Raw genomic sequence first — 24,743 nt, 5'->3', positions numbered from 1 at the left:
TCAGGCCGGTGAGAGGGTAGCGATGCGGTCGTGGACGCGGACCAGCAGCAGGCACTGGCCGGCCACCAGGCGCAGGGTAGGGGAGGCATCCGGGAACGCGGGGTCAGAGTCGTTTTTTTCGAAGGGAGCTCCAACCGGTGGGAACGTCGGCAAAAAAACGACTCCGCCCCCGCGTTCGCCCGGACGAAACTGTGCTGCCAGGGTGTCGAAGCTTTGGGCGACCCGGGCGCACAACGTGTCGACCGTGGCGGCCTCGTCGATCGCAAGGGCGCGCCGATGCGCACCCAGGGTCGACAGATGGGAAAGACCGGCTTGCAGGGCCGAGACGAGGCGCAGCGCCTGCTCGCCCCGTTCGCGCGAATGTCCGGGCTCGCCGAGCAGTTCGGCCACGTTGCCGGCGACGGCAGCCTGCGCAGCGTGGGCGTCGCGGCGCAGGATGCGATAGGGAAGGTCGTCCGCCTTGCCCGTGGCGTACTGCGCCGCGATGCCTTGCAGGTACCTCGCGTAGGCGATCAGCGCGTCGGCGGTGACATCCTCAAGGCGGCGCACTCGCCAGTCCGGCAGCACGAAGCGGAGCACCAGGCTGGCAACGAACGCACCCAGCAGCGTATCCATCAGGCGCGGGCCGATGGCGTCGTAACCGTCGCCGGCCAGGCCGAAGCAGAGCAGGACGAACAGCGTGATGACCGCGGTGGCCAGCGTGTAACGTCGCAGGCGGAAGGCGAAGAAGCCTGCGCCCGTCGCGACCAGTACGGGCAGGCGCCAGTCGCCGCCCGGTAACAGCCGAAGCATCGCCCAACCCGCGACGAGGCCCACGACGGTTCCCGCGATGCGTTGCAAGGTCCGCTTGCGGGTCGCTCCGTACCCCGGCTGGCAAACGAACAACGTGGTCATCAGGATCCAGTAGCCGTGGCTCGGATGCAGGACAAGCATCACGACATAGCCCGCCAGCATGCCTGTGGCGAGGCGCACGGCGTGCCGAAAGTGGAGGGATCGTCGGTCGAGCCGCACGCGGATACGCGCGATGGCTTCGCGGAACGATGCCGGCTCGCTGTCCTGTAGCGAGACATCCGTGCTGTCGGGAAGGCGTCCCTCATCGCCAATATCGTCCTGGAGCCGTTCGATGTTGGCGAGGAGGGCGGAAAGCGCATCGTCCAGTGCCGGATCGATCGCTTCACGCTGGCGACGATAGGCGATCGCGTCGCGCACGTCGCCCAGCGCCGTTTGCGGTAAAGCGATGGAACCCGGCGGCTCGCCGTGGCGAATGGCGTCGGCGCGGGCGCGACAGGCGCGGGCCTGCAAGCGGAGCAGGTAGCCGAAGCGGAACATGATGTCGCTGTGGTACAGCGCCTCGGTCATGTCCTCATAAGGGTAGTGCGAGGAACTGATGCGTTCGTGGATGTCCTGGGCGATGAAGAACATGGCCAGACGCGCCGCCGACCTGCCTCGCGGCTGGCGCCGGCCGATGCGATCGATCAGCGCCGCGCGCGTAGCTGCCAGTGCCTCCACGGTGTGCAGGTTGCGTCGCGAGAATTCCACGGACAGGGCGTCGCGATCGAGCCCGTGCACGGGTTCGAACAGTGCGGCGCGGGCTTCCATCAGATCCGCGAGGGATTCGAAAAGCCGCGCGAGCGCATGGCGCACGGCGCGCTGGGGAGCCAGGGTGCTCCATAGCAGCGACAGCAACCCGTACCACGCCGCACCGGCCAGGATGGCCAGCATGTCATCCCAGTTGCCGGGTCTCGCCGTGGTCGCATCGGATGCGAGCATCGTATAGACCGAGAGGATCAGCGTTCCGGTGGCGATGGTGGAGTAACGCCCGCTGGCGGCCCCGAGCATCACCAAGACGAAGGTTCCCGCGGGCAGCAGCACGGCAAACAGTGGCGGCGTGTCGAGCGTGGCCTTGACGACCGAGGCTGCCGCGGCGAAGCAGACGAGGGTGACGACGAGGCCGCGCAGGCGGCCGCGCCAGGCATCGTCGGTCTCGGACAGAGCGCAGGCGATGGCACCGAGCAACGCCGGTACGACGGCATCGACGTGGCCCGTAGGAACGCACCAGGCGACGATGCCGGCGAGCGCCAGGAAGACTCGGACGACGTCGGCGAGGCGGTCGGATTGGGTGAGATGGCGGAAGGACAACATCCGCCTAGGTTAGCCCGATGTGCATGACTTGTAGGAGCGCGCCTTGCGCGCGACATCCTTTTGAGGCCGTGAGCAACAGGGCCTGGTTCTCTTTGCGAAAAACTGTCGCGCGCAAGGCGCGCTCCTACGGGGCCGCTTCAGCAAAGCCCGCCGTTGACCGCTAGCACCTGCCGGGTAATGTAAGCAGCCCCTGCGCTCATCAGGAAGCGCACGGCGGCGGCTACCTCTTCAGGGGTACCGGTGCGCTCCATCGGGATCGCTTTCAGGATCTGCTCAACCGGAACCTCCGGCTCGAGCATGTCGGTATCGATCAACCCGGGAGCCACGCAGTTCACCGTGATCTTCCGCTTCGCCAGTTCCACGGCCAGGGCCTTGGCAGCGCCAATGACACCGGCCTTCGATGCGCTGTAGTTCACCTGTCCGCGGTTGCCGACCATGCCGGACACCGAGGTGATGCAGACGATGCGCCCCGCTGCGCGGCGGCGGATCATCGGCATCACCAGCGGGTGCAGCACATTGTAGAAACCGTCGAGGTTGGTTCGCAGCACCTGGTCCCAATCGTCGGACGTGAGGCCGGGGAAGGCGCCGTCGCGGGTGAGGCCGGCATTGCAGACCACGCCGTAATAGGCGCCGTGCGACGACACGTCGGCCTCCAGCGCGGCGGCGGAGGCGGTGCGATCGGAGATGTCGAACTGGATGACGCGCGCATTGCGTCCGCGCGCGGCGATCTCGGCTTGCACGGCCTCGGCCTCTTCGCGACGCGAGCGGCAATGCACCACGAGGTCGTAGCCCGCATCGGCGAGGTTGAGCGCGATGGCACGGCCGATGCCGCGGCTGGAGCCGGTGACGAGAACGGTGTTGGTCATGAAGGTGTTCCCCTGGAATCGAAACAGTTTCGCGGATCGAGGTACGGCGTGGGATCCGGCGGACTGAAGACGGTGAGGCGTGCCTCGGCATGCATGCCCGGCGCGTCGATACGGCAGGCGAAGGCGCCCATGCCGTCCTCGTCATGGAAATGGCGCAGCGCCTCGATCGTGAGCCTGGCGCCGGGCGGAAAGGCGTCCACGTCGGCACGATAGGCGCGCGTACCGAGCAGGAAACCAGGGCGCACGTGGCCACCGGCGGCGAGCACCTGGCAGCCATTCCATGCGGCGATGGCCTGCGCCATCAGTTCCACGCCCGCCCAGGCGGGCAGGCCGGTGGCGTCCACGAAGGTGTCACCGCGGCGGACCACCCGCTCGCAGACGATGCGCTCCGCTTCCCACGTCACGACGCGATCGAGCAGGATCATGCGCCCCGCGTGCGGCAGCAGCGTTTCGATGGGCCAGATGGTCATGTGCCACCCGCCAGGATCAGGCTGGCGTTGTTTCCGCCGAAGGCGAAGGAATTGCTCATCAGGTGGCACAGGCCCTGGGGCAACGTATCGCCCACCTGGGTGAATGCCAACGGCGGTAGCGCGGGGTCGGGCTGGCCGTCCCAGACATGCGGCGGCAGGCGGCGGAGCGGGTCCACCAGTGAGAGCCAGCAGAACGCGGCCTCCAGCGCGCCGGCGGCGCCCAGCGTATGTCCGGTGAGCGCTTTGGTCGACGAGCAGGGCACCGCGTGCACGAAGGTCTGGGCGAGGGCACGGCTTTCCATCGCGTCATTGTGTTCGGTGGCGGTGCCGTGCAGGTTCACGTAGTCGATGGTACCGGCGTCGATGGCCGCTGCGGCAAGGGCGAGACGCATCGCTTCGACCGCGCCGCGGCCATCGGGTTCGGGCGACGACATATGGTACGCGTCCGAGCTGGCGCCGCCGCCGACGAGCGCCACCGGTGCCTCGCCGCGGGTCATGAGGAACAGCGCCGCGGCCTCGCCGATGTTGATACCGCGTCGCGCCGGCGAGAACGGTACGCAGCGTTCGGACGCGGTCGCCTCCAGCGCATGGAAACCGTTGGTGGCGAGACGGCAGAGGGTGTCGGCACCGCCGCAGATCACCGCGTCGCACAGGCCCAGGCGCAGCAGGCGCCGCGCGCTGAGCAAGGCCCGCGCCCCCGAGGTGCAGGCGGTGGAGATGCCATAACAGGGGCCGGCGATGCCAAGCCATTCGGCGAGGAACGCGGCCGGCGCCCCCAGTTCCTGGTCGGCGTAGCGGTAGCCGTCGGGCCACGTGCCCGTCTTCCCGCGCGAGGCGATGTTATGCGTGGCTTCCTCGATGCCCGTGGTGCTGGTGCCTACCACCACGCCCACCCTCGCCGCACCGAAGCGCGCGATGGCGGCGCGGATCTCGCCTTCGATTTCCTGGGTGGCAAGGAGCAGAAGGCGATTGTTGCGCGTATCGCGATGTTCCAGGCCAGCGGGAATCGGCGGCAGTTCCGCCGAGACGTGCCCGAGTGGCAACGCGTGCCCCGGTACCCAGCCGTCCAGGGAGCGCAGGCCATGCGCCGCCGCGTCGAACAGCGCGTCGGCGACGGCGCGCTTACCCACGCCGAGCGAACAGGCCACGCCAAGTGCGTTGAGATAGGTCTTCATGCGCCTGCGTGGGGTTTGCGCGCGGCCACGTTGACGAGGGTTTCCTCACGCTTGCCGGGCGGCAGTGGGGCCTTGATGCCCCAGCGTTCCAGCAAGCCAAAGTCCTTCGAACGGCTCCACCACAGGTAGGGCAGCGAGACATTGGCCGTGTCGAAGGCGAAGCCGCGAGCACGCAACATCGCCATGTATTCATCCGCGCTCTTCTGCACATGCATGGGATGGCGGAAGAACCAACGAATTACCCAGGTATCGATATACGCCTTCGTGGACTCGGCGAAGAGCAGCAGGCCGCCGGGCTTCAGCACGCGCCAGAATTCGTCGAGCGCACGTTCCTGCTCCACCAGGTGATGGAACGTCTGGTGGCAGAACAACACGTCCACGCTCGCGTCGGGCAGGTCGATGCGGGCGCAGTCGCCGAGCAGCAAGGTGGCCTCGATGCCTTGCCGTTCCGCCTCCGCACCCGACAGTTCGACGCTGTGCGGATCGGCGTCGAGGCCGACCAGGCGTTGCGGCGCGAAGGCGTCGCGCAGCAGGCGGAAGGAACGGCCCTGGCCGCAACCGACGTCGAGCAGGGTGCCGCCGCGCGGAAGCGGCTCTCCGGCCAGACGCTTCAGGTCGTTGATCGCCACCCGCAGCACGTGGTGCTGCCAGGTATGCGTGCGCAGGAAGACGAAACCGATACGGGTTTCCTCGACATAAGTGGCGCTGGCGTACTTCATGGAGGGTTTCCGGTGGAGCGCTGGGACGATGCGGCGAGGCGGCGCTCCACGTCGTCGACGAAAACGGCAGGCGAAACCAGTTGCATCTCGCCGTCGGCGAGCCTCACGGCTACCTGGATGGTGCTGGCGCGGGTGAGGCGCTCGCCGGTGGCGGCGTCGCTCAGGGTGTAGTGGATCTTCAGGCGGTTCTGCCACTCGACCAGCTCGGCACGCACCGACAGTTTCTGCCCGAAGCGCGCGGCACGCGCATATCGCAGTTGCAGGTCGATGATCGGCCAGACGTAGCCGGTTTCCTTCATCCGTACATAGTTGTGGCCGAGTTCGTCGAGCAGGGCGCAACGAGCGATCTCCAGGTATTTCACGTAATGGCCATGCCATACGACGTCCATGGAATCCACGTCGAAGAACGGCACCGTTACGTCGATCTCGGTGGCGAGCACCCCCTTAGCGCGCATGGGCCGCTCCGTTCGCATCGTGCCAGTACGGGTGGAAGTTGAACCATTGCAGCGGTGCCTGGAGGCAATGGCCTGCCAGCCATTCCGCGTAGCGTGCGACGGACGAGGCGATGATCGCGTCGCGTCGGCCGCGTTCCCAGCTGGCCGCGTCGTCGAAGCGGCACAGGTGGATGCGATAGCGTCCGGCCTGCTTCAGGCAACACACCAGGTTGATCGGACAACGCAGCATCGCCGCCATGAGCCACGGCCCCTGAGGGAACGGCGCGGAGGCGCCGAGAAAGTCGGCGTCGATGGCACGGCTGCCATGGGCGGGGACGCGGTCCCCGGCGATGGCGATCCATTCGCCACGCTCGAGGCGCTGCGAAAGATCCAGCATTGCCGCGGTGTCGAGATCGCCTATGTGCATCAGGCGCAGCCGCCTGTCGCCCGATTCGGCAAGGAGCCGGTTGAAGTGCGCCGCACTGGGCAGGTGCATCAGCACGTTCAGCGCCACGCCTTCGCCCAGCTCGGCCATGGCGCGGCAGACGTCCAGGTTGCCCAGGTGGGTGCAGACCAGCAGCTGCCCGCGCCCGCCGGCAAGCAGCGCATCGCGCACGCCGTCCGGATCGTCCATGTCCACCGAGGACAGGCGCAGTTTGCCGCGCCAGACGTCGAAGCGGTCCAGCATGCATTCGCCGAAGGCCAGGTACTGCGCGAAGACGGCGCGCGACCGCGGGAAGAGGTCGCTGCGGCCGCTCCATCCCGAGAGGCGGCGTTGGTACTCGGCGACGTTACGCCGCGCGGCACGCCCGGTGATGAAGAAGTACAGCACGACGAGCCGGATAAACGGCGTTACCGTGCGGCGGCCGAGCACGCGCACCGCGATCGCCGTGAGCTTGATGCCGAGGAAGCTGCCGCGTTCCTTCTGGTCGGTCCAGTGCGCGCTGGCGACGGAATCAGCCATCGGTGCCCTCCAGCCGCAGGTGCGCCGAAGACACCGGTGCGTCGTCGCTGCGATAGGCGAAATGCAGGCGGCCACGCACGGCGTCGTGGCGCAGTGTGAGTTGCACGCGATCGCCGGGGCGCAGCAGGCGCTGGAACTTCATCCCGTCCATGGCGCGACACGTGGCCGGTGTGCCGAGCCGCGAGGCGGCAAGCTCCAGCGCCCAGCCCACTTGCAGTACGCCCGGCAACACCGGCGCATCGGGGAAGTGATCGGCGAAGCACGCGAGGTCCAGCGGCAACTCGAGATCGAGGATGCAGGTGTCGCCTTCGCGGCGCTCGCCGAGCACGATCGCGGATTCGGGCAGGGCCGTGCGCAGCAGCGCATCCACTTTCGCGGCCTCCGGCAGGCGGTCGACGAAGCGCCAGACAAGCGGCGTGGACAGGGCGTCGTCGCCGGCGGCGTGCTGTCCCAGCTCGTTCACCAGGCCCGCCCGTCCGTGCCGCAGCAGGGCCGTGCGGCCCGCGCCGTCGAGTGCCACGACCATGCCGGGCCCCAGCTTTCCGGCGTAGCCGCCGGCCGCGGCTGCGACCCAGGGATGCGAGGCGAGGCGCTGTGCCGCACCATCCATCGGCGCCTTGTTGATCCGCCGGCGCAGGCGCTGGCGAAGGATCCACTCGCCGATGAAGAGGGCGCCCATGACCGAGTAGGCGAGGATGCCGTTGTAGAACGTCCACCAGGACAGTGGCCCCCACTCGGCCAGCAGGCCGGAAGCCATGCCGTTCAACGCGAAGAACGCCACCCACACCCAGGTGACGCGCCGCGTATAGCGCACCGCTACAGGCGGGAGGTCCGGCTCTGTCACGCGCGCGATGCGCTCGATGATCGGCGGACCGAACTTCAGGCTGAGTCCAAAGGCCGCGAGCAGGAGGCCGCAGATGAGGCTGGGGTACCAGCGCAGCAGGTGTTCCCCGCCGCCGAACGCGAGCACCGCGCAGTAGACGAGCGTGATGCCGAGCATCCATCGGCCGCCCGGCTGGCGCAGCAGCGCGGGGGCGCGCACCAGCCAGAGGGCTCCGAGGATCAGGCCGAAGACCGGCGTCGACACATGATCCGTGCCGAAGTACACGATGAAGGGGTAGAGCACCCCGACGACGACCAGTACGAGGTCGCTCAGCTTGCGCACGAGGAACTCCCCACGTAGAGCGCCAGGCTGCGCACGGTTTCGAAGTGGCGGCGTGCGTCGCGCGAATCGGACGCGATCTGCAGGCCGTAGCGGTTCTGCAGGGCTAGCGCCAGTTCCAGCGCGTCGACCGAGTCCAGGCCCAGCCCCTGGCCGAACAGCGGCTGGTCGACGGCGATGTCGTCCACCGTGAGGTGATCGAGCGCAAGCGTGTCGATGATCAGCCGGGCGATGTCGCGTTCGAGATCGTTCATGCCATGAGCTCCCTGGCGTAGAGGGCGTGCAGGTGTTCGTTGATGCGGCGCGAGGCTATCGGCGCGGGGACGCCATCGCTGAAGGCCGCCACGGCGATGTCCTCACCCACGCGGAAGTCCATCTGCACGCGGCGGTGCGGAACGCGATACCAGGGTTCGGCCTTGGTGAGCGTCGTGGGCCGGACCGTGATGAACACGGGCGTGATCGTGTGTGCACCGCGAACCGCGATCGCGGCGGCGCCGCGGTGGAACACCGGCGGTTTGCCCGGCGTGGTGCGGGTGCCTTCCGGAAAGACGATGAGGGTCTGGCCGCCGCGGAGCACGTCCGCCGCGCGCTCCAGCATCTCCGCGCTGCCGTCGTTGCTGATGTACTGCGCGACGCGCACGGGGCCGTGCATGCACGGGTTCTTCCACAGGCTGTGCTTCACGATGCAATTGGCATCGGGTACATGGCCGATGAGGTACACCACGTCGATGAGCGAAGGGTGGTTGGCGACGATCATCTGGCCCGGGCGGCCAAGGCGTTCCAGGCCTTCGAAGCGGTAGTTGAGCACCCCGGTGCGGTACATGAACTGCGAGTGCAGCCAGAACGCACGGCCCACGGTACGCCGGGCACGTCGCCGCCGGACCGCCGGTGGACCCGGCCAGTGCAGCACCACCGGCAGGATGAGCACGCGCAGCATCACGCCGCCGATGCCGAACAGCGCGAAGCTCAGTGCGGTGCAGACGAAACGCCAGGCCCAGGCGTCGCGGCGGTGGTTCACGTTGTCGGCTGCCAGTGCCATCGTCGCGTCTTCCACGGGTGGTCCAGGGGCGCGCCATCGTGCAGGGCGCGGATGAAGCGCAGGGCGTGCGGGATGCCGGCGACCGGCACCGCGCCGTCGTTCCCGGCCAGCGACAGGCGCCAGCGCGGCCCTCTGCCCGCGAGGGACAGGCGCAGCGCCAGCGTATACGAGAACGGCACGTCGTCGATCCAGCCCTCGTAGGCGGCGGCCGGGAACTCCTCGGCGATGACGGCGATCACGGCCGGGGCGCCTTCGCCCAGCAGGGCGGCGGCCTCGACGATGGCATGTTCGAAGGTATCGGCCTCGCCGGCGATGGCCACGGACTCTCCGCGCTGGCCGCGCAGGATCGACCACTGGCCTGCAATGGCGTTGTGCACGGAGAGGCCGAACTGCGTCGGCGACAGCGGTGCCTCGCGGCCGATCTCGTCGAGCATGGCGAAAGTGCGCGTCGTCTCGCCATGACGGGAGGCGAACACGAAGGGCAGTTGCTCGTCGTCGCCACACAGTGGCCACGCAGCATGCATCACGATGCGTGCCAGCCGGCTCAGGCGGCGGCGCTGCATCGGCGGCACGAAGTCGCAGGCGGGCTGTTCGCCGCGGTCGACGATCATGTGCGGGTCGGCTGCCCAGGCCGCCCAGGCGACGGTGTCTTCCACGCCCGGCGCCCAGGCACGCCATGCGTCGATATGCAGGTCGATCATGCCGCGGCCTCGTCGAAGCGGCGGATCATCAGCGCGGCGCAGCTACCACCAAAGCCAAAGCTGTTCGACAGCACGCTATCGACGAGCAGGACGAGTTCGCCGTCGATGAGAGGCGCTTCCGCGAAGGCGGGATCACGATGGGCGGGCATGGCTCCGCCCAGCAACACGCCTTCCGTCATCATCGCGATCGAGGCGATGGCGTCGAGCGCGCCTGCCGCCGCGGGCGCGTGACCGATGAGGCCCTTGATCGAGGACATCGGCGGCACGTCGCCACCGCGATCGGCAAAGACACGGCGCAATGCTTCCCATTCGGCAAGATCGCCGGGGATCGTTGCGCACGCATGCGTGTTCACGTAGCCGGGCAGCGTGCCGGCGAGGTCGATGGCTTGACGCATCGCCTCGGCCATACCGTCGACCGCGGGGTTGATCATGCCCGCGAGATCAGATGCGGCGCCGTAACCCGCTACCTCCGCGAGGATGGTGGCGCCACGCGCTTGCGCATGCCCTAGCGATTCCAGCACCAGCACGCCTGCGCCACCGCCGAGCAGTATGCCGTCGCGGTCCGCCGCATAGGGCGTGGAAACACGCTGGGCCACGACGCTCGCCGTCGACAGGGCGTTCATCACGTCGAAGCACATGGCGGCCTTGTCGTGCAACTCCTCCGCACCGCCGCACACCACGATCTCCTGGCGCCCGAGCTGGATCATCTCCATCGCCTGTCCGATCGCATGCGTCGCACTGGTGCACGCCGAGCCCACCGTGAAACCCCTGCCGCCGAAACCGAACGCCTGGGTCAGGGTGGCGGATACCGCGCTGCCCATGCTGCGCGGCACGATGAACGGCGAAAGTCGCGAGATGCCTTTGGCGTGGAACACGTCCAGGCCCGCCTCGTATTCGCTCAGCGCGGCGGCGCCGCCCATCACGATGCCGACATCTCGTGCGCGGACCCGCGTGGCGTCCAGTCCGGCTTCGGCAAGGGCCTCGGTGGTCGCATGCCACGCGTATTCCGCCGCCTGCGGCAGGTAACGGCGCAGCTTGCGCGGCGGCGGCTCGAGTGCGGACGTATCGGCCGGCGCGGCCACACGGCAGCCCATGCCCAGGGTGGCGAAGCCGTCCATGGCGCGAAAGCCGGTACGGCCCGCGCGCAAGCCGTCGAACAGCGCCTTCCTTCCCGCGCCGAGGCAGGACACCGCGCCCATGCCGGTGACGACCACTCGCCGCATCAGCCGTGCGCCTTGAAAATCAGCGACGTATTGATGCCGCCGAACGCGAAGTTGTTATTCATCACGTAGCCGGTGCGGATTTCGCGGCCTTCGCCCACGAGGTAATCCAGCCCGGCGCATTCGGGGTCGGGGCTTTCGAGGTTGATCGTGGGCGCGAACCAGCCCCCGCGCATCATCTCGATCGCCCACCAAGCTTCCAGGGCGCCGCAGGCGCCAAGCGTATGGCCGACATAGCTTTTCATCGAGCTGATGGGAATGCCGCCGCCAAGGACGTCCGCCGTGGCATGGCTCTCGGCGACGTCGCCACGGTCGGTGGCGGTGCCGTGCGCACTCACATAGCCGATCGCCGCCGGCGGCAGGTTCGCATCGGCCAGGGCCATGCGCATCGCGGCGGCCATCGTCTCCCGTGTGGGCTGGGTGATGTGCACGCCGTCCGAGTTGGTCCCGAAGCCGACGATCTCGGCGTAGATCCGCGCGCCGCGCGCGACCGCGTGGTCGTATTCCTCGAGGATCAGCGTGGTCGCGCCTTCACCGACCACGAGGCCGTCGCGTCCCGCGTCGAACGGGCGCGGCGTCAACTCGGGCGTGTCGTTGCGCGTGCTGGTGGCGAACAGGGTGTCGAACACCGCCGCGCCCGGACCGGAAAGTTCCTCGGCGCCGCCGCAGAGCATGAGCGTCTGCTTGCCCTGCTGGATCGCTTCGTAACCGTAACCGATGGCCTGGCTGCCGGAGGTGCATGCGCTGGACGTGGTGATGACGCGGCCCTTGAGGCCGAAGAACACGCCCACGTTCACCGCGGTGGTATGCGCCATCATCTGGATGTAGCTCGTAGCGGTCACGCCCTGCATGGAGCCGGTTTCCAGCATGTGGCCCACGGTTCGCGCCGGCTCGATGCTGCCGCCTGAAGAGCCATAGGCGACGCCCATGCGCCCGTCCGTGATGTGCTCGTTGCCGAGCAAGCCGGCATCGGTGAGCGCTTGCTCGCTCGCCGCCACGGCCAGCTGGGCCACGCGGCCCATCGAACGCACGTGCTTGCGCGACCAGTGCGCCGGCATGATGAAATCGTCCACCGGCGCGCCGAGCCTGCCGTTGAGCTTGTCGAAATAATCCCACTCGCCCATGCGGCGGATGGCATTGCGGAACAGGCGCAGTCGCGCCTCGATGGTGACCCAGTCGTGGCCGAGCGGCGTGATGCCGCCGATGCCGGTGACGACGACGCGCTTCATCGGGCGTCCTCCCGTGGGGTGTGTTGTTTGTTCATGCGTTGGGTCTTTACCGCAGGGAGGCTCAGCGGCGCGAGCAGTGCCGTGAAGCCGATGCCGAAGAGCAGGGTGAGTCCGAAGTGGCGCAATGCCGGCATCGAGCCGAGCGCGAGCAGGCCGAAGGAAAGCAGGGCGGTGACGGCGGACAGCAGCACGCCGGCATAGGCCGCGCCGGGCGCGTGCACCACGAAGGGCTCGCCCTCTCGCAGGAAGACGGCGTAGTTCGCTCCCACGCCAAGCACCAGCATGAGGGCCATGATGTGGAACAGTGTCAGCGGCTCGCCGAGATAACCGAGCGCGGCCACGCTGAGCACGATACCTGCGGCCGGAGGAAGCAGCACGCGCCAGGCGGCGCGCGGACCATATCGCCAGACGAAGGCGACGCCCACGAGCAGCAGCGCGCCACCCAGCCAGACATCGGCGTATCCGCGGTAGCGGCCGAAGAGTGCGGAAATGCTGGCCGGCTTGTCGACCAGGGAGACGCCCGGCAAGCCTTCGGCCGCCGCGCGCAGAAGGCGCGTATCGTCCTGTCCCTGCGGCACGACGATGCTGCCGGTGCCGTGGTCGCCGCTCATCCAGAGATAGTGGAACGGCGTGTAGGCGGGCATCGCCAGCCAACCGGCGAGGGTGAAGGGACGCCCCGGAAACGCAGCTTCGTACGCATCCGCCGCCTCACCCTTGAAACCCGCAGCAACCATGTAGGAGCGGACCTGTCCGCGACAGCTCGTCGCGCCGGTCTCCATATTCACGCGTGAGCTCGAAGCCTCGGCTCCAACGGCGTCGCGCACAGGTGCGCTCCTACAGAAGATTGCCGACGCCGCGGCAAGGTCTTCCGTCTGCCGCCTTGCCGAGGGCAGCATCGTGCTGATGCCTGTCCATCCCTTGAGTTTGCCTTCGTCTACCCATGTGCGCAGGCGATCGGTCAGCGCTTCCTCACGCTGCAACACCTCTTCGGCATCCCGTCCTTCCACCAGCCAGAACTGGCTGCCACCGCCGAAGCCGGCGATATCCTGGATCGTCCTGGTCTGCATATCCAGCGAGGGCGGCGGCGAGATCAGCAGGTGGATGTCGTCGTCGTGGCCGAGGCGCAGCCATCCTGGAACGGCCAGCAGCAGGAGCATGCCAGTAGCGACCAGGGCGCGACGCCCGGATGCGATGCGTTGCCAACCGAGCGCAAGCTTCACGAGTCCGGGGGATATCGGCTTCCGCGCAGGCGTCGCGAGCAGCGCCGGGAGCAGCCAGAACACACTGGCACAGGCGACGGCCATGCCGGCGATGGCGAAACAGGCCATCTGCCTCAGCGCCGGAAAGGGCACGAGGGCAAGCAGCGCATAACCAAGCAGCGATGTGGCGAGGGCCAGCAACAAGGCAGGGCGCACTTGGCGCACGCCACGCTGCGCATCCCATGTAGGTCCTGTGTTGGCGCGGGCGCAGAGGTACTGGATCGAGTAGTCCACGGCTTCGCCGAGCAGGGCCGCACCGAAAACGAGGGTTAGCAGGTGCAGCTGCCCGAACACCAGCACCGTGACGACGATGGCGCCGACGACACCGAGTGCCGTGGACAGGAACGCGACCAGCAGGGGCCGTACCGAACGGAACACCAGCAGCAGCAATGCCGCGATACCAAGCGAGGACGCGATGCCGACCACGTGGGTGTCGCGCTCCGCGCCCGCGCGCGCCGCCGCGGCGTAGAAGATCGCACCGGTACGCAACATTCGTGTACCGGGATGTCCTGCGACCATGGACTTCTCGGCATGGTCCAGTGCGGCGAGTGCCCGTCGCTGCACGGCGTCGTCGTAGGACGACCCTGCGAGCGTCGCTATCACCAGCACGTAGCTGCCGTCGTCGCGATGCGCGGTGAGCAGATCGTCCTCGGGCACGAGGTTCGCCCGGTTCCACGGCTGGCGATCCAGCCAATGCTGTGTCCAGCCGAAGGGATCATCGGTGAGGCGGGTGCCCACGGTGGCACCGAAAGGTTCGTTGAGGCGCCGGCGCAGCGCGGCTATGGCATCGAAGCCCGGGGCGGCGATGGCGGCGCGATCTTCCGGCGTGAGCAGGTGGAAGCGGAACGGCAGGAATGGCGTGACCAGGCTATCGAGGTCGAAGGGCGGAAGCTCGGCCACGACCGAAGCAAACACCGCGTCCTTGCCGAGGTCGGTACCGAGCTGTCGCGCGGCGTCCTTCGCCGCGTCGTCGTTCGCGTTGCCGACGAGCAGGATCATGCGGTCGCCGCTGGCTTTCGCGAGCCGCTCCACGGCGTCTTCGGCGAGCTGGTGCCGCTCGGTGGAGGGCAGCATGGCGAGCAGATCCGTCTGCAAGGGTGAGCGTCCACGGCCGAACAGCAGCCAAGCGCAGAACAGGCAGGCGACCACGGCCACGAACGCGAAGAGGCCGGCGCGCAGCGTGGTCGGCGATCGCGTCATGGAACGCCCAGTACCTTGGCTTCGAGCAGGGTCAGGGGGCCCGCGTCACGCGTGCCTGCAAAGGCGATGACGGTGCGTTCGCCGCTGGCGAGGTCCACCTCGATGGATTGCAGGAAGTCGTCGCCCTTCAGGGTGATGCCCGCGAGCACGCGGGCCATGCGCGCCTGGCGCGGCACGAAGTGCAGGGCCCAGCGCTGCGGCGTGCCGTCCGCCGTGATGGTGAACTGGCGCGCGGCTTCGTCGGACTTACCGGCAAGCAGCGACTGCAGCATGCCCGAAACCTGGCTGACGCCGCGATTGCCGTCGCGTACGCGCGTGAGCCGGCCCTGCGCGTCGATCCTCGAGGTACCGCCCGCGGTGAGCACGAGGTTGTCTTCGAACGGGTCGCGCGTATGCCAGACCATGCCGTGGCCGATGACGAAGAGCAGATCGCCCCGGCTTACCTGTGGTTCCGCCAGCGCGGGATTCTCCCGCGTCTGCGTGAATTCGGCGCGCACCTGCGCATGCTGCGCGAGGTGGACCAGGATGTCGTCCACGAGTGTGGGTGCCTGCGCCTGCGCGGCATACGCGCAGAGCAGGGCGGCGAGTGCGATCAGGCGGCGCATCGGGCGTCCTTGCGAAGTATCAGGCGAGGGGCACGCATCAGCATGCCGAGTACGAGGCGCGTGTGCATGGCGGCGATCCGCAGGTTGTCGCGCCACATGCGGAAGTGCGAGAGGCCGTCTTCCGGATAGATCACGCGGGTAGGCAGGTTGCACACCGGCACGCCACGCCAGTAGAGGCGTACCGCGATTTCCGTATCGAAATCCATGCGTGCAGGCAGCGGTTTACGCGAGATCTCCGCATGCGTCTCGTCCAGCGGGTAGAGGCGGTATCCGCACATCGAATCGTCGATGGCAAAGGACAGCGTCTCCAGCCATACGAGGGCATGCGTGACATAGCGGCCGTAAAGGCGCGCACGCGGCACGGAGTCGTCATAGACGGGACGCCCGCAAACCATGGCTTCGGGAACGGCCCGGCTTGCGTCGAGGAAGCGCGGCACGTCGGCGGTGTCGTGCTGGCCGTCCGCGTCGATCTGCAGCACGTGGCTGTATCCGGCCTCGTGCGCAGCCAGGAAGCCGGCGGTGAGGGCGGTGCCCTTGCCGCCGTTCTTCGGCAGGCGGATCAGGCGAAGGTCGTCGCGGCCAGCCACAAGGCGGTCGAGCGCATCGCGGGTTTCCGCGTTCGAACCATCGTCCACGAGGAACACGGGCAAGCCGTGGGCGGCGAGGGCATTCGCCGTCGCGCCGGCGGTGCGGCCGTGGTTGTAGACGGGTACGACGGCGCAAGGCGCGAAGGGTCGCGCCGCGGCTGCGCGCGGTCCGGGCCTGCCCGCCATCGGTCCGCTCAGCGGGCGAGCAATGCCTGCACGGTGGCGACCACGTCGCCGACCGTACGCACGCTCTTGAAGTCTTCGGGCTTGATCCGTGTCCCGGTCATGTCCTGCACCTGGATCGCGAGATCGATCGCATCGATGCTGTCCAGTTCCAGGTCGGTGAAGAGGTTGGCTTCCGGGGTCACCTTGGCCGGGTCGATCTCGAAGGTCTCGTGCAGGACCGACCGCAGGCGAGCGAGGACGTCGTCGGAAGTGAAGGTTTCGGCTGGGATCGCGCTCATAGCTCGGTTAAGTCCATTTCATCCCCGGATGGCTGGCCCGCTACCGCAAGGACGGTGTCGGGCGCCATCACCGAGGCGACGAAGGTGATCGGAAAGGCTCTGTTGTCTCCGCCCCTCGGGCGGTCCCCCTGACCCAAAAGCGCCGTGTAGGCAAAGCCTTACAGGAGCCATGGGGCCCGCAAAGTGTAACAGATCATGCTGCGGAACAATGCGTCCTTGCGACTTCCGAAGTGGCCGGACACTGTCCGTACGGGAAGGGCTCGGCGTCCGCGGACAGGGGCAGGTGGCGGTGCCTTTGAAATGGATACCGCTCTGGAATGCGGCTTGCGCGTGTTTCCGGCGGTTGGCACGGCTCCTGCAATCTACCTCCCGAGACCCCTTCCATCATCGTCGCAGGAGAAACACCATGAAGTACGAAACCGCCATGCTGAAGACCTTCTTCGTTGCCGCCGTCCTGACCTGCCTGCTGACCCTGGGCGCGATGGTCACCTCGCCGGCCCCGGTCGCCTCGCCGTCCATCGCGGCCGTCCGCTGATCGAACCCCTGGGCACGGAAACGGAAAAAGCCGCCGGACGAACCGGCGGCTTCTCTTGTCACTTCTCACTTCCGCAGCGATTACTGGCCGCGCATGCGGCCCTGGAAACGCGGCGCACCGTTGCCCATGTGCGGCAGACGGATCTTGCCGATGGCGCTGATGCGCTCTTCGGCCATGCGGTCCGCGGCCTTGTAGGTCGGGATCTTGTCGCGTGCCGAGATATCGAAGATGCGACCGACGTTGTAGTAGATCGTGCGCATCATGCGCATGGCGCGTTCGCGGTTGTAGCCGTCGATTTCAAGCGAGACGTTCATGACGCCGCCGGCGTTCACGGCGTAGTCCGGGGCGTAGAGCACGCCACGGCGGGCGAGTTCGTCGCCGATCGCGTCGGTGGCCAGCTGGTTGTTGGCCGCGCCGCAGATGATCTTCGCCTTGATGCGATCGATGGTCTGCTCGTTCACCGTGCCGCCGAGGGCGCACGGGCTGTACACGTCGGCGTCGACGTCGTAGATCTCGTCGAGTCCCACGGCTTCGCAGCCCAGTTCGTCGACGCAGCGCTGCACCGCGTCCTTGTTGATGTCGGTGACGAACACCTTGGCGCCCTGTTCGCGCAGCAGCTTGATGAACTCGCTGCCCACGTGGCCACAGCCCTGCACGGCGTAGCTGTACTTGCCAACGTCTTCGTTGCCGTGCTTGTGCTGCAGCGCGGCCATCAGGCCCTGCAGGGTACCAAACGCGGTGAACGGCGACGGGTCGCCTGAGCCGCCGTGGACCTGGTGCACGCCGGTGACGTACTCGGTTTCACGGAACACGTATTCCATGTCGTTGACGTCGATGCCGACGTCCTCGGCCGTGATATAGCGGCCATTGAGCGAATTCACGAAGCGGCCGAAGGCACGGAACAGCGCTTCCGACTTGTCCTTGGAGGGATCGCCGATGATCACGGCCTTGCCGCCGCCGAGGTTCAGGCCGGCCACGGCGTTCTTGTAGGTCATGCCGCGCGACAGGCGCAGCACGTCGTTCACGGCGTCCTGCTCGGTCTTGTAAGGCCACATGCGCAGGCCGCCCAGCGACGGGCCGAGCACCGTATTGTGGATCGCGATGATGGCCTTCAGGCCCGCGTCCTTGTTATGGCAGAAGACGACTTCTTCGTGGCCCGTGTTGGCGATGGTTTCGAAAATCATCGAGCGCAAACTCCAGTTACAAGCGGCTTGGGCGCCGCCTTTCAGGTGGAAACCGGCGGTGGGGACCACCGGTGGATTGTGACTGTCCAAAAAAATCGCCCCAACCTTGGAGGCGGGGGCGATATGTCGTGTCAGCTGCCTAGTTTAAACCCTTGCGGGCCTCTGTGTGGGTGCGCCGCAGCACGGGGGCTAGCGGCGCCAGTGGCGATCGCGGTGCCAGGTCTCCCGCTCGAAGCGCCAGCCGTGGCCGTACGGGCGCCACGGCGGCGAAAGTGCGGGTGAGGCTCATGGCAGTCTCCTTCGGGACTCCGCGCGATGCGGATTCGTGCGCCAGAACGCAGGCTCCTGCGGGCGGGTTGACTACCTCCCGTGGCATGCGTTCAGCTTCGCGGATGAAACCTCCCCGCCGCTTTGGCATCCGCACCGTCGCGACACTCCTTGGAATCCGCGTGGCCTACCGCTTCGGCAGCCGCCTGGCGCCAGGGCGTACCGTTGCCCACGCCGCGCGGGTTTTCCAGACGCCTTTGCCGAGCAGCCGTGAGCGTGCGGCGTACGCCGCCACATTCACATCGGCCCGGGAAGAGCGCGTCGATATCGGCGGCAGGTCGATCGCCACCTATGTCTGGGGCGATCCGGCGACCCAACCGTATGTACTGTTCGCGCATGGCTGGTCGAGCATGGGCCTGCGCTGGGAAAGCTGGATGCCGCAGGTTCTTGCGATGGGTTGGGCGGCGGTGGCGTTTGACCAGCCCGGGCATGGCCGCAGCGATGGCGAGTTGTGCACGCTCCCGGACTTCGCGCATACGTTGAGCGCGGTTGCCAGGCATTACGGCGACCCGGAAGGTGTCGTGGCCCATTCGCTGGGCGGCGCAGCCGTGGCGCTGGCGCTCGACGACGGATGGACCACGAAACGCGTGGTGCTGATCGCGGCCGCGGCGGACGTGCAGGGGGCGACGCGCCGCTTCGCGCGTTTCGTGCGGCTGGGCGAACACCTGCGGTCGAAACTGCACGACGTTCTCACGGAGCGCACCGGTGTCCTTATCGACGACCTGCACATCGCCCACCACGCACCGAAGCGCACCCAGCCGGTGCTGGTGGTCCACGACCGGGCCGATCCCGAGGTGCCAGTGGACGAGGCTGCGATGTACATGAAGCTCTGGCCCGGCGCGACACTTCTGGAAACGACTGGCCTCGGGCACCGCGCCGTCGTGGACGACGAGGCGGTGAGGGAAGCGGCCCTGGCATTCCTCTCTTCGCCCTGAGTTCGCTGCATTGCAGCAAGGGGCCTCGACCGCGCCGCAGTAGAATTCACAGTTCCCCATTGTCGTCGATCGTCCCGGAGTCTCCATGAGCTCGCAGCCCAAGCACATTCCCGCCAGCAGCACAGACGTCGAAGCGACGCCGCTGCGCTTCGTCACGGCGGCGAGCCTGTTCGACGGGCACGACGCGGCCATCAACATCATGCGCCGGATCATCCAGAGCCAGGGCGCCGAGGTGATCCATCTGGGCCATAACCGGTCGGTGGAAGACGTGGTGCGCGCCGCGCTGCAGGAAGACGCAGACGCCATCGCGCTGTCTTCGTACCAGGGCGGCCACGTGGAGTACTTCAAGTACATGGTGGACATGCTGCGCGAGCGCGGCGCCGGCCATGTACGCGTGTTCGGTGGCGGCGGTGGCACGATCACGCCGGAAGAAATCAAGGAACTCCAGGCCTATGGCGTGGAGCGCATCTATCATCCAAATGACGGCATGAAGCTCGGCCTCGTGGAAATGATCGAGGACGTGATGTCGCGCACGCGCGCCGCCGCGAAGCAGCGCGTGGAAGTCGCGCCACCGGCTGCCTCGGTCGAGGACGAAATCTCCATCGGCGGCATGCTCTCGGCGATCGAGGAAGACCTGCTGGGCGAGGAAGAACTGGCCCGTCTGCGCAAGGCGTGGAAGCTCGCCGGCGGCAAGACCCCCGTCCTCGGCCTCACCGGTACGGGCGGTGCGGGTAAGTCGTCCGTGGTGGACGAACTCCTCCTGCGCTTCCTGCACGCCTTCCCGCAGATGCGCATCGCGGTGCTTGCCGTCGACCCGACGCGCCGCCGCAGCGGTGGCGCCCTGCTGGGCGACCGCATCCGCATGAACTCGCTGCGCAGTCCGCGCGTGTACATGCGCTCCATGGCCACGCGGCGCCAGCACGCCGCCACCTCGGTGGTGCTGCACGACTGTATCGACTTCCTCAAGGCCCAGGCATACGACCTGGTGATCGTGGAAACCGCCGGCATCGGCCAGAGCGATTCGGAGATCGTCGACCTGGTCGACTTCCCGGTCTATGTCATGACCAGCGAGTACGGTGCCGCCAGCCAGCTCGAGAAGATCGACATGCTCGACTTCGCCGAACTCGTGGTGCTCAACAAGTTCGACAAGCGCGGCGCCGAGGATGCACTGCGCGACGTGCGCAAGCAGTGGAAGCGCAACCGCACGGCCTTCCAGCTGGCCGACGAGAAGGTGCCGGTCTATCCGACCATCGCCAGCCAGTTCAACGATCCGGGTGTCACCTGGATGTTCGATAACCTGTGCCGCCTGCTGCGCGAGAAGCTCTCGCTGCCCGAGGCCACCTGGACGCCGGACGTCGACACCAGCCTGCGCGAGCCGCGCGCCACCGTGCTCATTCCGGGCAACCGCGTGCGCTATCTTGCGGAGATCGCGGAACAGGGACGTGGCGTCAACGGTGCCATCGCAGTCCAGGCCGCGGCGGCGAGCAAGGCGCAGCATTACTACGAGTCGCTGAAGGATATCGGTGACGAGGCGCTGCCGCGCGCGTTCGACCTTTACGACCACAACCTGCTCACCGTACACGGCGACCGCTCGCTGATCACGCTGCGCCAGCGCTACAACGAGGCGGTGCGCGAGCTCTCAAGCGAAGCGATCCACCTGCTGCGCGAGTGGCCATCCCGCTTCGAATCGGTCACCGCCGAATTCAACGAGTACCAGGTGCGCGACAAGGTCATTCGCGTGGAGAATTACCGCGAATCGCTGAGCCACCAGAAGATCCCGAAGGTATCGCCGCCGAAGACGAGGGATTGGGGCGAGCTGCTCTCCTTCCTCATGCGCGAGAACCTGCCGGGCCATTACCCGTACACCGGCGGCGTGTTCCCGTATCGCCGCGCCGGCGAAGATCCGACCCGCATGTTCGCGGGCGAGGGCACGCCGGAGCGCACCAACCGCCGCTTCCATTACCTGTCGCTGGGCGGCGGCGCCGCGCGCCTGTCCACGGCGTTCGACTCGGTCACGCTTTACGGCGAAGACCCCGCGCCGCGTCCCGACATCTACGGCAAGATCGGCAATTCGGGTGTGTCCATCGCCACGCTCGACGACATGAAGAAGCTGTACTCCGGTTTCGACCTGTCCGCGCCGTCCACCTCCGTGTCGATGACGATCAACGGCCCCGCGCCGATCATCCTCGCCATGTTCATGAACACGGCGATCGACCAGAACATCGAGAAGTACCTCAATGAGGACGCTTCGCGCTGGGACGCCGCCAACGCGCGCATCGCCCAGCTGTACCCGGACGGCAACCGCCCGCGTTACAACGGCGAACTGCCGCAGGGCAATAACGGTCTCGGCCTCGGCCTGCTCGGCGTCTCGGGCGAGGAAGTGGTCGACGCGGAAACCTACGCGCGGATCAAGGAATACACGCTGGCGACAGTGCGCGGCACCGTGCAGGCCGACATCCTGAAGGAAGACCAGGCGCAGAACACCTGCATCTTCAGCACGGAGTTCGCGCTGCGCATGATGGGCGACATCCAGCAGTACTTCGTCGACCACAAGGTGCGCAACTTCTACTCCGTGTCGATCTCGGGCTACCACATCGCGGAAGCCGGGGCGAACCCGATCAGCCAGCTGGCCTTCACCCTGTCGAACGGCTTCACCATCGTCGAGTACTACCTCGCGCGCGGCATGAAGATCGACGACTTCGCGCCGAACCTGTCGTTCTTCTTCTCCAACGGCATGGATCCGGAGTACACGGTGATCGGCCGCGTGGCGCGCCGCATCTGGGCCCGCGCCATGCGCGAGCGCTACGGCGCCAGCGCGCGCAGCCAGATGCTGAAGTACCACATCCAGACCTCCGGCCGTTCGCTGCACGCGCAGGAGATCCAGTTCAACGACATCCGCACGACGCTGCAGGCGCTGTACGCGCTGTTCGACAACTGCAACAGCCTGCACACGAACGCTTACGACGAGGCGATCACCACGCCGACCGAAGAGAGCGTTCGCCGCGCCGTGGCGATCCAGCTCATCATCAACCGCGAGCTGGGCCTCAACTTCAACGAGAACCCCTGGCAGGGCAGCTTCGTCGTCGACGAGCTGACCGATCTTGTGGAAGAAGCGGTGTACAAGGAATTCGAGGCGATCAGCGAGCGCGGCGGCGTGCTCGGCGCGATGGACACGATGTACCAGCGCGGCAAGATCCAGGAAGAGTCGATGTACTACGAGCACAAGAAGCACGACGGCTCGCTTCCGCTCATCGGCGTGAATACCTTCCTGCCGAAAGACCACGGCGGCGAGATCGCCACCGAGATCGAACTGATCCGCTCCACGGAAGCGGAGAAGGGCCAGCAGATCGACAACGTGCTGCTCTACGGCAAGGCCCGCAACAGCCTGGCGCCGGACAGCCTGACCATCCTGCAGAAGACCGCCCGCGACCGCCGCAACGTCTTCGAACAGCTGATGGAAGCCGTGCAGCACAACTCGCTGGGCCAGATCAGCCACGCCCTTTACGACGTAGGTGGAGAGTACCGCCGCAATATGTGATGTTGATCTGCAGAGGTGGGGCCAGGCCGACGCCGATCTCGCCTCCGCGCAAGACCCGGATTTGAACTCGACCACCGGTTCGTAGTCCCATGGGGGCTTGGTCATGGTGGGAGCGGTACGTTGAGAAGTCAGTCGTCGGGTTCGAAATGGGTTGCGGGGTTGCTGGTCGTGGCGATCGCCGCGGGTGTTGGCGTCTTCGTGTACAGGGAGAAGCTGGCAGGAGAAAAGGCGGCGTCTCCGCCCTTCGCCACCGCGAGTTCCTCCGCGCCCGCCCATGCTGGAACCGCCCACGACGCGGCACTGCCGCAGCATCCGATCGGACCGGCCAGTGGATCGACAGCGGCCTTGCCGCCGCTGGACCAGAGCGACGATGCCGTGCTCGCCGGCCTCCTGGCGCTCACCGGCGACGATGCCCTGAAATCGCTGCTGAAGCCGCAGGCGATCATCTCGCGCATGGTCTCGACCATCGACGCGCTGCCGAAGCACACCATCGGCATGAACATCGTGCCGCTGCGCACGCCCACAGGGCGCTTCCAGGTGCAGTCGGACGACGGCATGTTCGTCGAGTCGAAGAAGAACCTGGAACGCTACGACACGTACATGTACGTCGCCGACCATGTGAATCCGCAGGTCGCCGCTGCCTGGTACAAGCGCAATTACCCGCTGTTCCAGGAGGCCTACCGCGACCTCGGTACCGGTGGCTATTTCAATGATCGCCTGATCGAAGTCATCGACCACCTGCTCGCCGCGCCGGAGCCCAAGGGCATCTTGCAGCTGATCCCGGCGAAGGAAGGGTATGTCTACGCCAATCCCGATGACGAACAGCTGTCGGTGGGGCAGAAGTTCATGATACGCGTGGGCTCGGCGAACGAGGCGAAACTCAAGGCGAAGTTGCGGGCATTGCGCGAGGCGATCCTTGCCGATGCGCCGGCCAATGCGTCATCCACGGGATCGCGCCCGTCTGCCTGAGATAGCTGGAGCGTGCCCTGGCCGCGAGCACCCGTCGCCGACAGGGCCGGCTCCCACCAAGCTCGCACCTTACGAGACGCTTGCCCGGTGGGAGCCGACCCTGTCGGCGATAGGTGCTTGCCTCAAGCTTGCCCGTTTCCGTCAGGGCTTCTTCGACGGATCGCGTACCGGCACGCTGATGTTGCACAGGTCGATCTTCCCCGCCGGGCGGGTATAGAAGTCGTCGCCGGCGGTTGCACTTCGCGCGATCACAGCGGCGAAGGCTCGCTGTCTCGACAGATCGGCTGTGGGGCTTAGGCAAGAAGGGTCGCTCTTCGCAGCGGCCTACAGATTTACCGATCTAGAAAATATTGTTGCTACGAGCACGCTTTGAACTTCCAACTGTCTCTTGAAGTCGCGAGATGATTTCGCCCATATCGACGGCCTCAGGAAGATTTATGAAAGACCGTGAAATAGAAGCGATCACAGTTCTAAAATCTTGGTCAATATTTTTGAAGTCATTCGTCGCAAACGCAGTGCCGAAGAGGGCCTTTTCGTTGATTGAGTCGTAATCGTCGCTCGTCGGAGTAGGCATTTTAGGGGCAGAAACCTGTCGAAGCCGAGCGTCTCGCAGTGCTCCCGAGCGACGAGAGATTGCCAAAGCAGCGAAATTGATATCCTCGAAGATTATGAGATAGCCCTTTTTGTGGAGAGGAGATATGAACTTCAACACATAGTCCGAAGGATCGAAGTTTCCGTTCTTCTCCAGTCGGTTAGATAGTTGGTCCCACGAGTGTGAGAGCTGTGGGGCGTAAAAGAACTCGTACGCCATATACGCGTGAGCGATATCCTCGCGATCAGAGTCATCGAACAGTTTCCTCAGTTTCGATTTAATTGCTTGGCGATCTCAAACTCCACGTGCAACACCCACCTCCGAAAGGCTAGGCTGTTGCGATGAGAACGTATCAAGAACTGTCCTTAGACGAGCGCGTGGAAATTCAGCAGCGCATGCGATCTGGCGATAGCCTCCGCGCGATAGC

Annotated in this window: 24 protein-coding genes; 5 read left to right on the top strand and 19 right to left on the bottom strand. The window is 66.6% G+C overall.

What is annotated here, in order from left to right; all coding sequences use genetic code 11:
* The 17 genes from yccS to VGM71_RS14045 all read right to left on the bottom strand — a co-directional run bounded on the left by yccS (window position 1) and on the right by VGM71_RS14045 (window position 16,236).
* A complete protein-coding gene (yccS, locus tag VGM71_RS14125; protein WP_331546241.1) occupies window positions 1–2,142 on the bottom strand; it encodes a YccS family putative transporter in 2,142 nt (713 codons plus the stop codon).
* A 137-nt stretch (window positions 2,143–2,279) separates the two neighbouring features.
* Window positions 2,280–3,008 (bottom strand): 3-oxoacyl-ACP reductase FabG, encoded by a 729-nt coding sequence (gene fabG, locus VGM71_RS14120; RefSeq protein WP_331546239.1) that lies wholly within the window; start codon window positions 3,006–3,008, stop codon window positions 2,280–2,282.
* The gene (locus tag VGM71_RS14115; RefSeq protein WP_331546237.1) at window positions 3,005–3,478 is read right to left on the bottom strand and encodes a hotdog family protein; all 474 of its coding nucleotides are present in this window, start codon (window positions 3,476–3,478) and stop codon (window positions 3,005–3,007) included. The genes fabG and VGM71_RS14115 overlap by 4 nt, the downstream gene beginning before the upstream one ends.
* The gene (locus VGM71_RS14110) at window positions 3,475–4,653 is read right to left on the bottom strand and encodes a beta-ketoacyl-ACP synthase (RefSeq protein WP_331546235.1); all 1,179 of its coding nucleotides are present in this window, start codon (window positions 4,651–4,653) and stop codon (window positions 3,475–3,477) included. The genes VGM71_RS14115 and VGM71_RS14110 overlap by 4 nt, the downstream gene beginning before the upstream one ends.
* Window positions 4,650–5,372, bottom strand: a complete 723-nt coding sequence (locus tag VGM71_RS14105) for a class I SAM-dependent methyltransferase (protein ID WP_331546233.1) — start codon at window positions 5,370–5,372, stop codon at window positions 4,650–4,652. Before VGM71_RS14105 ends, VGM71_RS14110 begins: the two co-directional genes overlap by 4 nt.
* On the bottom strand, window positions 5,369–5,827 hold the full coding sequence (locus tag VGM71_RS14100) for an acyl-CoA thioesterase (RefSeq protein ID WP_331546231.1): 459 nt from the start codon (window positions 5,825–5,827) through the stop codon (window positions 5,369–5,371). Before VGM71_RS14100 ends, VGM71_RS14105 begins: the two co-directional genes overlap by 4 nt.
* Window positions 5,817–6,770, bottom strand: coding sequence for a glycosyl transferase (locus tag VGM71_RS14095; protein ID WP_331546229.1), 954 nt, complete (start codon window positions 6,768–6,770; stop codon window positions 5,817–5,819). Before VGM71_RS14095 ends, VGM71_RS14100 begins: the two co-directional genes overlap by 11 nt.
* Entirely contained in the window at window positions 6,763–7,935 is a 1,173-nt protein-coding gene (locus tag VGM71_RS14090; protein ID WP_331546227.1) for a hypothetical protein, read from the bottom strand. Before VGM71_RS14090 ends, VGM71_RS14095 begins: the two co-directional genes overlap by 8 nt.
* Window positions 7,923–8,186, bottom strand: coding sequence for a phosphopantetheine-binding protein (locus VGM71_RS14085; RefSeq protein ID WP_331546225.1), 264 nt, complete (start codon window positions 8,184–8,186; stop codon window positions 7,923–7,925). The genes VGM71_RS14090 and VGM71_RS14085 overlap by 13 nt, the downstream gene beginning before the upstream one ends.
* Window positions 8,183–8,971, bottom strand: coding sequence for a lysophospholipid acyltransferase family protein (locus tag VGM71_RS14080; RefSeq protein ID WP_331546223.1), 789 nt, complete (start codon window positions 8,969–8,971; stop codon window positions 8,183–8,185). Before VGM71_RS14080 ends, VGM71_RS14085 begins: the two co-directional genes overlap by 4 nt.
* Window positions 8,947–9,672: a beta-ketoacyl synthase chain length factor gene (locus tag VGM71_RS14075; RefSeq protein ID WP_331546221.1), complete on the bottom strand. Its 726-nt coding sequence runs from the start codon at window positions 9,670–9,672 to the stop codon at window positions 8,947–8,949. The genes VGM71_RS14080 and VGM71_RS14075 overlap by 25 nt, the downstream gene beginning before the upstream one ends.
* Complete coding sequence (locus tag VGM71_RS14070) at window positions 9,669–10,895, bottom strand: beta-ketoacyl-[acyl-carrier-protein] synthase family protein (protein ID WP_331546219.1); 1,227 nt, start codon at window positions 10,893–10,895, stop codon at window positions 9,669–9,671. The genes VGM71_RS14075 and VGM71_RS14070 overlap by 4 nt, the downstream gene beginning before the upstream one ends.
* The gene (locus tag VGM71_RS14065; RefSeq protein ID WP_331546217.1) at window positions 10,895–12,121 is read right to left on the bottom strand and encodes a beta-ketoacyl-ACP synthase; all 1,227 of its coding nucleotides are present in this window, start codon (window positions 12,119–12,121) and stop codon (window positions 10,895–10,897) included. The genes VGM71_RS14070 and VGM71_RS14065 overlap by 1 nt, the downstream gene beginning before the upstream one ends.
* On the bottom strand, window positions 12,118–14,580 hold the full coding sequence (locus VGM71_RS14060; RefSeq protein WP_331546215.1) for an MMPL family transporter: 2,463 nt from the start codon (window positions 14,578–14,580) through the stop codon (window positions 12,118–12,120). The genes VGM71_RS14065 and VGM71_RS14060 overlap by 4 nt, the downstream gene beginning before the upstream one ends.
* Window positions 14,577–15,185: an outer membrane lipoprotein carrier protein LolA gene (locus VGM71_RS14055; RefSeq protein WP_331546213.1), complete on the bottom strand. Its 609-nt coding sequence runs from the start codon at window positions 15,183–15,185 to the stop codon at window positions 14,577–14,579. The genes VGM71_RS14060 and VGM71_RS14055 overlap by 4 nt, the downstream gene beginning before the upstream one ends.
* Window positions 15,173–15,958: a glycosyltransferase family 2 protein gene (locus VGM71_RS14050; protein WP_331546211.1), complete on the bottom strand. Its 786-nt coding sequence runs from the start codon at window positions 15,956–15,958 to the stop codon at window positions 15,173–15,175. The genes VGM71_RS14055 and VGM71_RS14050 overlap by 13 nt, the downstream gene beginning before the upstream one ends.
* 8 nt (window positions 15,959–15,966) lie before the next feature.
* Entirely contained in the window at window positions 15,967–16,236 is a 270-nt protein-coding gene (locus tag VGM71_RS14045; protein WP_331546209.1) for an acyl carrier protein, read from the bottom strand.
* Window positions 16,237–16,642: 406 nt separating this feature from the next.
* Here VGM71_RS14045 and VGM71_RS14040 point away from each other — a divergent pair, with 406 nt between their 5' ends.
* Window positions 16,643–16,771, top strand: coding sequence for a hypothetical protein (locus VGM71_RS14040; RefSeq protein ID WP_331546207.1), 129 nt, complete (start codon window positions 16,643–16,645; stop codon window positions 16,769–16,771).
* Window positions 16,772–16,851: 80 nt separating this feature from the next.
* On the opposite strand, the gene VGM71_RS14035 is transcribed toward VGM71_RS14040, so the two are convergent.
* Window positions 16,852–17,955 (bottom strand): Glu/Leu/Phe/Val dehydrogenase dimerization domain-containing protein, encoded by a 1,104-nt coding sequence (locus tag VGM71_RS14035; RefSeq protein WP_331546205.1) that lies wholly within the window; start codon window positions 17,953–17,955, stop codon window positions 16,852–16,854.
* Window positions 17,956–18,347: 392 nt separating this feature from the next.
* Here VGM71_RS14035 and VGM71_RS14030 point away from each other — a divergent pair, with 392 nt between their 5' ends.
* From VGM71_RS14030 to VGM71_RS14020, 3 genes are all read left to right on the top strand, one after another.
* Window positions 18,348–19,217 (top strand): alpha/beta hydrolase, encoded by an 870-nt coding sequence (locus VGM71_RS14030; RefSeq protein ID WP_331546203.1) that lies wholly within the window; start codon window positions 18,348–18,350, stop codon window positions 19,215–19,217.
* A gap of 85 nt (window positions 19,218–19,302) precedes the next feature.
* Window positions 19,303–22,755, top strand: a complete 3,453-nt coding sequence (locus VGM71_RS14025; protein ID WP_331546202.1) for a methylmalonyl-CoA mutase family protein — start codon at window positions 19,303–19,305, stop codon at window positions 22,753–22,755.
* A gap of 120 nt (window positions 22,756–22,875) precedes the next feature.
* Window positions 22,876–23,724 (top strand): DUF3014 domain-containing protein, encoded by an 849-nt coding sequence (locus VGM71_RS14020; RefSeq protein ID WP_331546200.1) that lies wholly within the window; start codon window positions 22,876–22,878, stop codon window positions 23,722–23,724.
* Between the two features lie 340 nt (window positions 23,725–24,064).
* On the opposite strand, the gene VGM71_RS14015 is transcribed toward VGM71_RS14020, so the two are convergent.
* Complete coding sequence (locus tag VGM71_RS14015) at window positions 24,065–24,535, bottom strand: hypothetical protein (protein ID WP_331546198.1); 471 nt, start codon at window positions 24,533–24,535, stop codon at window positions 24,065–24,067.
* Between the two features lie 122 nt (window positions 24,536–24,657).
* On the opposite strand from VGM71_RS14015, the gene VGM71_RS17695 reads away from it, so the two are divergent.
* Window positions 24,658–24,743 (top strand): helix-turn-helix domain-containing protein (locus VGM71_RS17695; RefSeq protein WP_414675104.1); only part of this gene is annotated, 86 nt, incomplete at its 3' end.

This window comes from Luteibacter sp., from assembly GCF_036499525.1.
Taxonomy (GTDB): Bacteria; Pseudomonadota; Gammaproteobacteria; order Xanthomonadales; family Rhodanobacteraceae; genus Luteibacter.
The sequence above is the reverse complement of the archived record's forward strand: the minus strand, read 5'-3'. Positions and strand labels throughout refer to the sequence as shown.

Excerpts from the sequence above, each read along its gene's own strand:
- yccS (WP_331546241.1), bottom strand. The coding sequence starts at position 2,142 with ATGTTGTCCTTCCGCCATCTCACCCAATCCGACCGCCTCGCCGACGTC.
- fabG (WP_331546239.1), bottom strand. The coding sequence starts at position 3,008 with ATGACCAACACCGTTCTCGTCACCGGCTCCAGCCGCGGCATCGGCCGT.
- VGM71_RS14115 (WP_331546237.1), bottom strand. The coding sequence starts at position 3,478 with ATGACCATCTGGCCCATCGAAACGCTGCTGCCGCACGCGGGGCGCATG.
- VGM71_RS14110 (WP_331546235.1), bottom strand. The coding sequence starts at position 4,653 with ATGAAGACCTATCTCAACGCACTTGGCGTGGCCTGTTCGCTCGGCGTG.
- VGM71_RS14105 (WP_331546233.1), bottom strand. The coding sequence starts at position 5,372 with ATGAAGTACGCCAGCGCCACTTATGTCGAGGAAACCCGTATCGGTTTC.
- VGM71_RS14100 (WP_331546231.1), bottom strand. The coding sequence starts at position 5,827 with ATGCGCGCTAAGGGGGTGCTCGCCACCGAGATCGACGTAACGGTGCCG.
- VGM71_RS14095 (WP_331546229.1), bottom strand. The coding sequence starts at position 6,770 with ATGGCTGATTCCGTCGCCAGCGCGCACTGGACCGACCAGAAGGAACGC.
- VGM71_RS14085 (WP_331546225.1), bottom strand. The coding sequence starts at position 8,186 with ATGAACGATCTCGAACGCGACATCGCCCGGCTGATCATCGACACGCTT.
- VGM71_RS14080 (WP_331546223.1), bottom strand. The coding sequence starts at position 8,971 with ATGGCACTGGCAGCCGACAACGTGAACCACCGCCGCGACGCCTGGGCC.
- VGM71_RS14075 (WP_331546221.1), bottom strand. The coding sequence starts at position 9,672 with ATGATCGACCTGCATATCGACGCATGGCGTGCCTGGGCGCCGGGCGTG.
- VGM71_RS14070 (WP_331546219.1), bottom strand. The coding sequence starts at position 10,895 with ATGCGGCGAGTGGTCGTCACCGGCATGGGCGCGGTGTCCTGCCTCGGC.
- VGM71_RS14065 (WP_331546217.1), bottom strand. The coding sequence starts at position 12,121 with ATGAAGCGCGTCGTCGTCACCGGCATCGGCGGCATCACGCCGCTCGGC.
- VGM71_RS14060 (WP_331546215.1), bottom strand. The coding sequence starts at position 14,580 with ATGACGCGATCGCCGACCACGCTGCGCGCCGGCCTCTTCGCGTTCGTG.
- VGM71_RS14055 (WP_331546213.1), bottom strand. The coding sequence starts at position 15,185 with ATGCGCCGCCTGATCGCACTCGCCGCCCTGCTCTGCGCGTATGCCGCG.
- VGM71_RS14050 (WP_331546211.1), bottom strand. The coding sequence starts at position 15,958 with ATGGCGGGCAGGCCCGGACCGCGCGCAGCCGCGGCGCGACCCTTCGCG.
- VGM71_RS14045 (WP_331546209.1), bottom strand. The coding sequence starts at position 16,236 with ATGAGCGCGATCCCAGCCGAAACCTTCACTTCCGACGACGTCCTCGCT.
- VGM71_RS14040 (WP_331546207.1), top strand. The coding sequence starts at position 16,643 with ATGAAGTACGAAACCGCCATGCTGAAGACCTTCTTCGTTGCCGCCGTC.
- VGM71_RS14035 (WP_331546205.1), bottom strand. The coding sequence starts at position 17,955 with ATGATTTTCGAAACCATCGCCAACACGGGCCACGAAGAAGTCGTCTTC.
- VGM71_RS14030 (WP_331546203.1), top strand. The coding sequence starts at position 18,348 with ATGAAACCTCCCCGCCGCTTTGGCATCCGCACCGTCGCGACACTCCTT.
- VGM71_RS14025 (WP_331546202.1), top strand. The coding sequence starts at position 19,303 with ATGAGCTCGCAGCCCAAGCACATTCCCGCCAGCAGCACAGACGTCGAA.
- VGM71_RS14015 (WP_331546198.1), bottom strand. The coding sequence starts at position 24,535 with ATGGCGTACGAGTTCTTTTACGCCCCACAGCTCTCACACTCGTGGGAC.